9 protein-coding genes and 1 pseudogene are annotated in these 9,907 nt (G+C 72.8%); 9 read left to right on the top strand and 1 reads right to left on the bottom strand.

All coding sequences use genetic code 11. The annotated features are described in order from the left end of the window. Positions 1–65 precede the first annotated feature (65 nt). On the bottom strand, positions 66–1,307 hold the full coding sequence (locus E1200_RS26600; RefSeq protein ID WP_131954813.1) for a molecular chaperone DnaJ: 1,242 nt from the start codon (positions 1,305–1,307) through the stop codon (positions 66–68). 177 nt (positions 1,308–1,484) lie between these two features. On the opposite strand from E1200_RS26600, the gene E1200_RS26595 reads away from it, so the two are divergent. The 9 genes and pseudogenes from E1200_RS26595 to E1200_RS26555 form a co-directional block, all read left to right on the top strand. Beyond that, entirely contained in the window at positions 1,485–2,060 is a 576-nt protein-coding gene (locus E1200_RS26595; RefSeq protein WP_131954812.1) for a TerD family protein, read from the top strand. Between the two features lie 88 nt (positions 2,061–2,148). After that, positions 2,149–2,727, top strand: a complete 579-nt coding sequence (locus E1200_RS26590) for a TerD family protein (protein WP_131954811.1) — start codon at positions 2,149–2,151, stop codon at positions 2,725–2,727. A gap of 60 nt (positions 2,728–2,787) precedes the next feature. Continuing rightward, positions 2,788–3,960 carry a DUF475 domain-containing protein gene (locus E1200_RS26585; RefSeq protein ID WP_131954810.1) on the top strand — a complete coding sequence of 391 codons (1,173 nt, stop codon included), beginning with the start codon at positions 2,788–2,790 and terminating at the stop codon, positions 3,958–3,960. Positions 3,961–4,006: 46 nt separating this feature from the next. Then, a complete protein-coding gene (locus E1200_RS26580; protein ID WP_131954809.1) occupies positions 4,007–4,585 on the top strand; it encodes a TerD family protein in 579 nt (192 codons plus the stop codon). A 66-nt stretch (positions 4,586–4,651) separates the two neighbouring features. After that, positions 4,652–5,833, top strand: a complete 1,182-nt coding sequence (locus E1200_RS26575) for an HpcH/HpaI aldolase/citrate lyase family protein (protein ID WP_131954808.1) — start codon at positions 4,652–4,654, stop codon at positions 5,831–5,833. Further along, complete coding sequence (locus E1200_RS26570; protein WP_131954807.1) at positions 5,830–7,209, top strand: phosphoribosyltransferase family protein; 1,380 nt, start codon at positions 5,830–5,832, stop codon at positions 7,207–7,209. Before E1200_RS26575 ends, E1200_RS26570 begins: the two co-directional genes overlap by 4 nt. 125 nt (positions 7,210–7,334) lie before the next feature. Continuing rightward, on the top strand, positions 7,335–8,426 hold the full coding sequence (locus E1200_RS26565) for a cysteine protease StiP family protein (protein ID WP_165950469.1): 1,092 nt from the start codon (positions 7,335–7,337) through the stop codon (positions 8,424–8,426). Further along, positions 8,423–9,232, top strand: a complete 810-nt coding sequence (locus E1200_RS26560) for an HAD family hydrolase (protein ID WP_131954806.1) — start codon at positions 8,423–8,425, stop codon at positions 9,230–9,232. Before E1200_RS26565 ends, E1200_RS26560 begins: the two co-directional genes overlap by 4 nt. A gap of 133 nt (positions 9,233–9,365) precedes the next feature. Continuing rightward, a pseudogene (locus E1200_RS26555) lies at positions 9,366–9,907 on the top strand (hypothetical protein); the annotation flags it as partial.

Raw genomic sequence — 9,907 nt, 5'->3', positions numbered from 1 at the left:
CCCCGGCGGCCCGCCCATGGCGGCACGCAACCTCACCATGGGCATCCAGGACCATCGGGCCTGAATCACTGGGCTCTTTCTGAGCGGATGCGGGTCACGACGTCGCCGGCGGCGGTTCTGATGCTCTCCAGTTCCTGCAGGTAGGACCAGTAGTCGGGGTTGGCGCCGGTCAGGCGTTTCGGTGCGCTCTCCAGGCGCTCCACCAGCGAGTCGAGGACCCGGGCGTGGTGGGGCGCGGCTCCGCCGGGCTGGGCCACGGCGAGGCGCTGGGCGTCGCGGACGGCGAAGCGGACCCGCTCCACGGGGGCCTGCGGATCGGCGGCGACCGCCTTCAGCTCCTCGACCCGCCCGGTGACCTGGCCGGCGCGCCGGTCGGCGGCGTTCAGCTCGGTGCGGGCGGCGGTGAGCGCCTGCTGCGCCTGCTTCCACTCGGCGCGGGAGACGTGCGCGGACGCCTCGTTGAGCCGCTCGCGGGCCCGGTTCGCGCCCGCCTCGATCGACTCCGGCGCGCCCCGGAGGTCCTGCCAGCACGCCTGCGAGTAGCCGCGCAGCAGGACGCGCATCGCCTCCCGGACGGGACCGACGCGGTTCGCGACGACGTCCACGCGGGTGCGGACGGAGGCCAGGGAGTTGCGGACCTTCTGCGCCATCTGCGGCAGTTCGGCGGCGGCTTCGCGGGCCCGCTCGGCGATCTCGCGGACCTCGTCGGCCTTGCGCATCGCGCCGTCCAGGCCGAAGCCGCCGAGCCCCTGCGAGCCGAGCTGCGCGAGGATCTGCTTGGCGCGGGCCAGCTCGGCCTCCGGGTCGGACGCGTCCATCCCGGCGTCCTTGGCGGCGGCCACCGCGGCGTCCGCGGCGGCGACGGTGTCGCGGGCGGCGGTCAGCAGGGGCGGGAGCTGGTCGAGAGCGCTCTCCAGCCGCGCCATGCGCGGGGCGAGCCGCTCGGCGAAGCCGTTCAGGTTTCCGGTGATCTGCTGCAGCCGCTCGGTGGTCGCCACGAACGCGCGGCGCGCCGCGTCGTACTCGGCCGGCGACCGGTCCGGGTCGTCGACGTCGTGCGCGTCCAGGACGGAGATGTAGGCGTGGGCGGCGGCGTCGGCCGCCTCGGCGAGCCCGGTGAACTCCCGCCGGACGGGCTCGGCGGCCTTGGCGTCCAGGTCCTCGAAGACGGTGACCCGGCCGTCGATGAACTTCTGCGCCTGGTCCATCTCGTAGAAGGCGGCCGCGGCCGCCTCCCTCGCCTCGACGGCACCGGACGCCGCCTGCGCCCCCCTGCCCCGGCGCCGCTGGTCGCCTGCTCCCCGCAACGCGGCCTCCCTTCGTCCCTGCCCAGTCTGGCGCAGAAGCACCGGATTTCGCGCGGGGGGCGGGGTCTCGTGCAATGCGTCCGCCGAGGAGGGAACGGATAGCATCGCTCCAGCGTCGATAACTCTGGGCGCCGGGTCGGCGTCCGCGAACCGGCATGCGATCTTGGAGGCCACATCGTGGGTGTCAGTCTCAGCAAGGGCGGCAACGTCTCGCTCACCAAGCAGGCACCCGGGCTGACCGCGGTGACCGTCGGTCTCGGCTGGGACCTGCGCACCACCACGGGCACCGACTTCGACCTCGACGCCTCCGCCCTGGTCCTGGACGCCTCCGGCAAGATCATCACCGACCAGCACTTCGTGTTCTTCAACAACCTCCGCACGCCGGACGGCGCGGTCTCCCACAGCGGCGACAACACCACCGGCGCCGGCGAGGGCGACGACGAGCAGCTCCAGGTCAACTTCGGCGCGATGCCCGCCACGGCCGAGCGGGTGGCGTTCGCCGTCTCGATCTACGAGGGCGACAGCCGCGGCCAGAACTTCGGGCAGGTCCGCAACGCCTTCATCCGCGTGGTGAACCAGGGCGACGGCGTCGAGCTGGCCCGCTACGACCTGACCGAGGACGCGTCCATGGAGACCGCGATGGTCTTCGGCGAGCTGTACCGCAACGGCGCGGAGTGGAAGTTCCGCGCGGTCGGCCAGGGCTACGCCTCGGGGCTCGCGGGCATCGCCGCGGACTTCGGCGTCAACCTCTGACCCGGCGGGAACGGGCTTCCCGCGCACCCCGGTCTCAGTAGGATCCACAGCCACGGAGCAGGCTAAACAGGGAAGGAGTGGGCCGATCATGGGAGTATCGCTCGCCAAGGGCGGCAACGTCTCGCTGACGAAGGCCGCGCCCAACCTCACCGCGGTCACCGTCGGCCTCGGCTGGGACGTCCGCGCCACCACCGGCGCGGACTTCGACCTGGACGCGTCCGCGCTGATGCTCGCGAGTACGGGCAAGGTCATCTCCGACCACCACTTCGTGTTCTTCAACAACCTGAGGAGCCCGGACGGCTCGGTGGAGCACACCGGTGACAACCTGACCGGTGAGGGGGAGGGCGACGACGAGTCCATCAACGTCGACCTCAACGGCGTGCCGCCCGAGTGCGAGCGCATCGTGTTCCCCGTCTCGATCTACGACGCCGACAACCGGCAGCAGAGCTTCGGCCAGGTGCGCAACGCCTTCATCCGGATCGTCAACCGGAGCGACGGCAACGAACTCGCGCGCTTCGACCTCACCGAGGACGCCTCCAGCGAGACGGCCATGGTGTTCGGCGAGCTCTACCGGCACAACGGCGAATGGAAGTTCCGCGCGGTCGGCCAGGGGTACGCCTCGGGACTGGCCGGCATCGCGATGGACTTCGGCGTCAACGTCGGCTAGCACCGGCGACCCCGCGGCCGGGACACCGCGCCCGGCCTCCTACCTACCAGAAATTCGCGCATGATTCTTCGCACCTTCGGGTGGTCCTTCGGCGTCACGGCCGTGGGCCTCGTCCTCGCCCTGCTCTACGGCGGGTGGGCCGGGCTGGCCCTGGTCGCCGTGCTGTCCATCCTCGAGATCTCGCTGTCGTTCGACAACGCCGTGGTGAACGCCAAGGTGCTCGACCGGATGAGCCCCTTCTGGCAGAAGATCTTCCTGACGATCGGCATCGCGATCGCGGTGTTCGGGATGCGGCTGGTCTTCCCGCTGGTGATCGTCGCGCTCACCGCCCAGCTCGGCCCGATCCAGGCGTTCGACCTGGCGCTGAACGACTCCGAGCGCTACCACGACCTGATGAACGACGCCTATCCGACGATCGCGGCGTTCGGCGGCATGTTCCTGATGATGCTGTTCCTGAACTTCGTGTTCGAGGAGCGCGCCGAGAAGTGGCTGCCGTGGCTGGAGAGGCCGCTCGCGCGCATCGGCCGCCTGGACCAGCTCGCGGTGGTGGTCGCGGCCGGTGCGCTGTCGTTCGTGGCGTGGCTGGCGGCGGACGACCCGGGCACCGTCATGATCGCCGGCGTGCTCGGCATGATCACCTACATCCTGGTCAACGGGCTCGGCGAGCTGTTCTCCGAGGCGGCCGACTCCGACGACGAGGAGGACGGCGAGGAGGGCGCGGACGGGGCCGCCGCGGTCGCGCGGGAGGCCCTCAAGGACGCGGCGCGGGACGAGGAGCCGCGGCGCACCGGCGGCAACAGCCAGCTCGCCCTCGCCACCGGCAAGGCGGGCTTCTTCCTGTTCCTGTACCTGGAGGTGCTGGACGCCTCGTTCAGCTTCGACGGCGTCATCGGCGCCTTCGCCATCAGCACCGACCCGATCGTCATCGCGCTGGGCCTCGGCATCGGCGCCATGTACATCCGGTCCCTGACGGTGTTCCTGGTCCGCAAGGGCACGCTGCACGAGTACGTGTACCTGGAGCACGGCGCGCACTGGGCGATCGGCGCCCTGGCGACCTGCATGCTGATCAGCATCGGCCACCACGTCCCCGAGTGGATCACCGGCGGGCTCGGTGCGGGCCTGATCATCGCCGCGTTCGCCAGCTCGATCATCCGGCGCCGCGGCGAGCACGGGGAGCCGCCCGAGGCGCCGTCCGGCGAGGGGGGCAAGGAGCTCCACTCCAGCAACGCCTGACCGCCACCGCGCCTGTCACAGCATCGATCACCAAAGGAGCCGAACGATGTCCATCTCGCTGCAGAAGGGCCAGAAGGTATCGCTGGCCAAGCCCGGAGGGGGCACCCTCACCCGGGTCAAGATGGGGCTCGGCTGGGACGCCGTCGCCAAGAAGGGCCTGTTCGGCAGGAGCAAGGCCCAGAACATCGACCTGGACGCGTCCTGCCTGCTGTTCGACGCCGCCGGCAACCTCGCCGACCAGGTGTGGTTCCGGCAGCTGCGCAGCAAGGACGGCTCCGTCCTGCACACGGGCGACAACCTGACCGGCGAGGGCGAGGGCGACGACGAGGTCATCAACGTCGACCTCCAGGGCGTCCCGGCCAACGTCACGCAGCTGGTGTTCACGGTGAACTCCTTCACCGGCCAGGACTTCAGCCAGATCGAGAACGCGTTCTGCCGGCTGGTCGACGAGACCACCGGGCAGGAGATCGCGCGCTACGACCTGACCGGAGCCGGGCAGCACAACGCGCAGATCATGGCGAAGGTGTCCCGGGACGGCGGCGGCTGGTCGATGACGGCGATCGGCGCGACCGCGACGGGCCGCACCTTCCAGCACCTGCTGCCGGCAGTGTCGGCGCATCTGTGACCCGGCGCCCCGGCCCGGTGCCGCGGTGCGCGGCCCGATGACCCGGCGCGTCTGAACGGGTTCGTCATGCGGCATTTCGACCACATCGACGCCGCGCGCCGCAAGCACCTGTTCTACCGGCATCCGCGGCCGTTCGACCGGCACGACGACCCGGCGGTGCTCGCGGTGGCGCTGGGCGCGACGCTGTACAGCCCCGCCACGCGGCCGGCCCTCGCCGAGGACGTGCTGCGGGCGGCGCGCCGCGGCGTCATGAGCATGGTCCTGTGCCTGGAGGACGCGATCGCCGACGACGAGGTCGAGTCCGGCGAGGCGAACCTCGTGGCGCAGCTGCGCTCGCTGCACGGCGCCCCTCGCCGCGGTCGCGGGGAGGGCGGCGGGGGCGCCCCGCTGCTGTTCGTCCGCGTCCGCGACCCCCGGCAGATCGGCGACCTGGTCGGCCGGCTCGGCGACGCCGCCGCGCTGGTCTCCGGTTTCGTGCTGCCGAAGTTCACGGCGGCCGGCGGTGGAGCGTTCCTGGACGCGCTGGAGGAGGCCGCCGAAAGCACCGGGCTGCGGCTGCTCGCGATGCCGGTGATCGAGAGCCCGGGCGCGGTGTACGCCGAGTCCCGGTCGGAGATGCTGCACGAGACGGCGCGGCTGCTGGCCAAGCACCGGCCGCGGATCCTCGCGGTCCGGATCGGCGCGACGGACATGTCCGCCGCGTACGGGCTGCGCCGCCCCCCGGACCTCACCATCTACGACATCCAGCCCGTCGCGGGCGCGATCTGCGACGTCGTCAACGTGCTCGGCCGCGCGGACGGCAGCGGCTACGTGGTGACCGGGCCGGTGTGGGAGTACTTCTCGGCGGGCGAGCGGATGTTCAAGCCGCAGCTGCGGCAGTCGCCGTTCGACGCGCACCGCGCGGCGCCGCTGCGGCAGCGGCTGATCACGTCGGACCTGGACGGGCTGATCCGCGAGGTCCACCTGGACAAGGCGAACGGCCTCACCGGCAAGACCGTCATCCATCCGAGCCATGTGGCGGCGGTGCACGCCCTGTCGGTGGTGACGCACGAGGAGTACTGCGACGCGGCCGACATCCTCGGCGTCGCCGGGGGAGGGGCGATGGCCAGCTCGTACGCCAACAAGATGAACGAGGCCAAGCCGCACCGCGCCTGGGCGCAGCGGCTGATGCTGCGCGCCCGGGTGTTCGGGGTCGCGGCGGAGGGCGTCACGTTCGTCGAGCTGCTGGAAGCGGCGGGGACCCCGTGACGGGCCCGCCGCCCGGGTGGCCGGGCTCCTGGGTGGCCGCGCGGCTCGGGGTGCGGCTCGCGGACGGCCCGCGTCCGGTGGGCGCCGGGCTCGCGGATCTCGTCGGCCTCGCCGTGCGGCGCAACCCGCGGCGGGCGCACCTGCTGGTGTCGGCGGTGCTGGGCAAGCACGTCCCGACCGATCCGCGGCTGGTGTACGGATCGGGGCTGCTGCTAGGGGAGCTCGTGCGCGCGCGCCTCCGAGGCGAGGAGCCTCCCCGTCCTGGGGCGCTTCTGACCGACGCCTTGCGGGGCGTGCCGGGGGCGGCGCCCGGCTTGCGCGACCTCATGCGAGCCCCTCAGAACCCTGTGGACGCCGTCGTCCTGGGCTATGCGGAGACGGCCACGGCTCTGGGGCACTCCGTGGCGGACGCTCTGGGCGGCGCCTACTGCCTGCACTCCACGCGCCGTCCCGTGCCGGGGTTCGCCACGTACGGCGGTTTCGAGGAGGAGCACAGCCACGCGACGAGCCATCTGCTGCTGCCCGCCGACCCCGCCGCACTCGACCGTGACGTGCCCGCCGTGCTGGTGGACGACGAACTCTCCACAGGCCGGACGGTGCTGAACACCATCGAGGCTCTGCACAACGTCCGTCCCAGGAGCCATTACGTCCTGGCGGCCCTGGTCGACTTGCGCGGCGCCGACGACCGGGCGCGGATGGACGAACTTGCCGCACGGCTGGGCACCCGCATAGAGGCGGTGGCCCTCGCCCAGGGGCACGTCGACCTCCCGGACGACATCCTGGAGGCGGGCAAGGCACTTGTCTCCGACCTGACCGCCCGCGCGGGCCTTCCAGAGGCCGCCGCGGAGAGGTTCCCGGTGTCCAGGCTCGACCTGGAGTGGCCGCCCGGCCTGCCGGACGGCGGCCGGCACGGGTTCCTGCCCGGCCACCGCTCCCGGCTGGAGAAGGACCTGGGGAGGATGGCCGACCGCCTGGCGGCCGCGCTCGGCGACGGCGCCTCCCGGGTGCTCGTCCTGGGATCCGAGGAGCTGATGTACACGCCGCTGAGGCTGGCCGAGGCGCTCGCCGACACCGTGCCGGGCGCGGCCGTCCGGTACTCGACGACCACCCGCTCACCCGTGCTCGCCGTTGACGACCCGGGATACGCCATCAGGACACGCCTGGCCTTCGCGGCCCACGACGACCCCGCCGACGGCCCGGGGGAGCGGTACGCCTACAACGTCGCCCCGGCCACCGGGCAGGACGGCTTCGACCGCATCGTGCTCGTCGTGGACGACGCCGGCGACACCCCCGCCCTGGTCAGCGGCCTCGCGGAGCGGCTCCGCGCGCTCGCGCCCCTGCTGATCGCGCCCGTCCCCGCCTGGAGGGGCCTGTGAAGCCGCTGTACGGCCCGTCCTCCAGCCCCCGCCAACCGCCATCCAACGGAGGAGCTCCGCTCCACGGCCCGTCCTCCAGCCCCCACCCACCGCCATCCAACGGAGGAGCTCCGCTCCGCGGCCCGCTGTTCGGCAGCTACGCGGCCGAGGACGTCGCGTGGCTGCTCAAGGACCTGTCGCATGTGCGGCTCGAAGCGCCCACCGAGGAGCGCGAGGCCGCGATCCAGGCCGGCCGCGCCCACTACGCCGAGTCGCTGCCGGTCGAGTACCAGCCCGGTCCCGAGTACCGGCGCCTGTTCCACCGGGCGCTGGAGGCGTCGGCCGAGCGCATCGCCTACGCGGTCGGCCTGGTCACCGAGCTGGTGCTCGCCGAGCGCGGCCCGCGGACGGTGCTGGTGTCGCTGGCCCGCGCCGGGACCCCGGTCGGCATCCTGATGCGCCGCTGGGCGGGGTTCGCGCACGGCCTCGACCTGCCGCACTACGCGGTCAGCATCGTCCGGGCGCGCGGCATCGACACCGCCGCCCTGCGCTACCTCGCCGCCCACCACGACCCGGCGTCGGTGATGTTCGTGGACGGCTGGACCGGAAAGGGCGCGATCACCCGGGAACTGACCGGCGCGCTGGCCGCGCAGCCGTTCCCCGCCGACCTGGCGGTGCTGGCCGACCCGGGCCGGTGCACGCCGCTGTTCGGGACCCGCGACGACTTTCTGATCCCCTCCGCCTGCCTCAACTCGACCGTCTCGGGACTGGTGAGCCGGACCGTCCTCAACGCCGACCTCATCGGACCCGGCGACTTCCACGGCGCCAAGTTCTACGCCGACCTCGCCGCCGACGACGTGTCCGCCCTGTTCCTCGACACGGTGTGCGCGCGGTTCGGCGACGTCGCCGACCGGGTCGCCAAGGACCTGCCGGACCACCGCGCCGCCGACCGCGCCCCCGACTGGTCCGGCTGGGCGGCCGTCCGCCGCTGCGCCGCCGCCGAGGGCATCGACGACCTGAACCTCGTCAAGCCGGGCATCGGCGAGACCACCCGGGTGCTGCTGCGCCGCGTCCCGTGGAAGGTGCTCGTCCGGGCCGACGCGGGACCCGAGGTCACGCACATCAGGCTGCTCGCCGCCGAACGCGGGGTCCCCGTCGTCGAGGTCGCCCCCGGCCGGTTCCCCTACGCCTGCATGGGCCTCATCCACCCCCGGTTCGGCAAGGGAGCCGTGCAATGACCGTCCTGGTGTGCTCCGACCTCGACCGCACCCTCATCTACTCCGCCGCCGCCTTCGCGCTCGACGGGCCGGACGAGGCGATGCCGCGGCTGCTCTGCGTGGAGTTCTACCAGGGGGCGCCGCTCTCCTACATGACCGAGGACGCCGCGCGCACGCTGGAGGCCCTCGCCGCCGCCGCGACGTTCGTCCCGGCGACGACCCGCACCCCCGAGCAGTACCGGCGGGTCAACCTGCTGGAGAAGCCCGCCGGGTACGCCATCACCGCGAACGGCGGCCACCTCCTCGTGGACGGTGAGGACGACCCCGAATGGGCGGCGTCCGTCCGGGCCCGGATCGCCGGCGGGTGCGCGCCCCTCGCCGACGTCCAGGAACACCTCGTCCAGGTCGCCGGCGAGTTCGTCCTCAAGCGGCGCACCGCGTCCGACCTGTTCGCCTACACGGTGGTCGACCGGGCCGCGCTCCCCGCCGGATGGGTCGAGGACCTCACCGGCTGGTGCGCCGAACGCGGCTGGCGGACGTCCCTCCAAGGCCGCAAGGTGTACTGCCTGCCCGCCGGCCTGACCAAGGCCGCCGCCGCCGCGGAGGTCGCCCGCCGGACGGGCGCGGCCACCACCCTCGCCGCCGGGGACTCCCTCCTCGACATCGAACTCCTCGAAGCCGCGGACCGGTCCATCCGCCCCGCCCACGGCGAACTCCACGAGACCGGCTGGACGTCGTCCACCACGTCCGCCACCGCCGCGCGGGGCATCGCCGCAGGCCAGGAGATCGCCGCCTGGCTGCTGGAACACGCCACCGCCCCGCGCTAGCGACCGCGGAAAATCACCGTGCCCCACCCTCCGCCGTGGACAAGCTACGCCGCCCCGGGGGTCGCAGTGACCGCGTTCTGACGTCACAATCACGAATAGCCCCCCGCACTCAGCAGGAGGACGCCCTGACCACATGAGCTCCCGTCTGACCGGCGACGAGACCGCGCTCTGGAAGGCCGCGGCCAAAGTCCTCGACGCCAACTGGACCGGGACCGCCACCGCGGCGTCCCCCGGCCTCTACCCGCACCAGTGGAGCTGGGACTCGGCGTTCATCAGCATGGGCCTCGCCCGCCACCGCCGCGACCGCGCCGAAGCCGAACTGCTCTCCCTGTTCCGCGGCCAGTGGGCCGACGGGATGCTCCCGCACATCGTCTTCGACACCAGCCTCGCCCGGCACGCCTACTTCCCCGGCCCCGACCTCTGGCGCAGCGAACACCAGCCCGCCGCACCGCACGGCGTCCACACCTCCGGCCTCACCCAGCCGCCGCTGCACGCCCTCACCGCCCTCCGCCTGCACGAGACCGCCGCCGACCTCGAAGGCAGCCGCGCGTTCCTCACCCGGCTGCACCCCATGCTCACCGCGCAGCACCGCTACCTCGCCCGCGCCCGCGACCTCGACTCCAGCGGGCTCATCGCCATCTGCCACCCCTGGGAATCGGGCCTCGACAACAGCCC

Origin of the sequence: Actinomadura sp. GC306 (assembly GCF_004348665.1) — a bacterium.
Classification (GTDB): domain Bacteria; phylum Actinomycetota; class Actinomycetes; order Streptosporangiales; family Streptosporangiaceae; genus Spirillospora.
Note: the sequence above shows the minus strand (reverse complement) of the source record. Positions and strands in the feature narration are given on the sequence as shown.

What these genes read in the sequence shown, in the direction of transcription:
- E1200_RS26590 (WP_131954811.1), top strand. Translation starts at nt 2,149, where the DNA reads ATGGGAGTATCGCTCGCCAAGGGCGGCAACGTCTCGCTGACGAAGGCC.
- E1200_RS26585 (WP_131954810.1), top strand. Translation starts at nt 2,788, where the DNA reads ATGATTCTTCGCACCTTCGGGTGGTCCTTCGGCGTCACGGCCGTGGGC.
- E1200_RS26580 (WP_131954809.1), top strand. Translation starts at nt 4,007, where the DNA reads ATGTCCATCTCGCTGCAGAAGGGCCAGAAGGTATCGCTGGCCAAGCCC.
- E1200_RS26575 (WP_131954808.1), top strand. Translation starts at nt 4,652, where the DNA reads ATGCGGCATTTCGACCACATCGACGCCGCGCGCCGCAAGCACCTGTTC.
- E1200_RS26560 (WP_131954806.1), top strand. Translation starts at nt 8,423, where the DNA reads ATGACCGTCCTGGTGTGCTCCGACCTCGACCGCACCCTCATCTACTCC.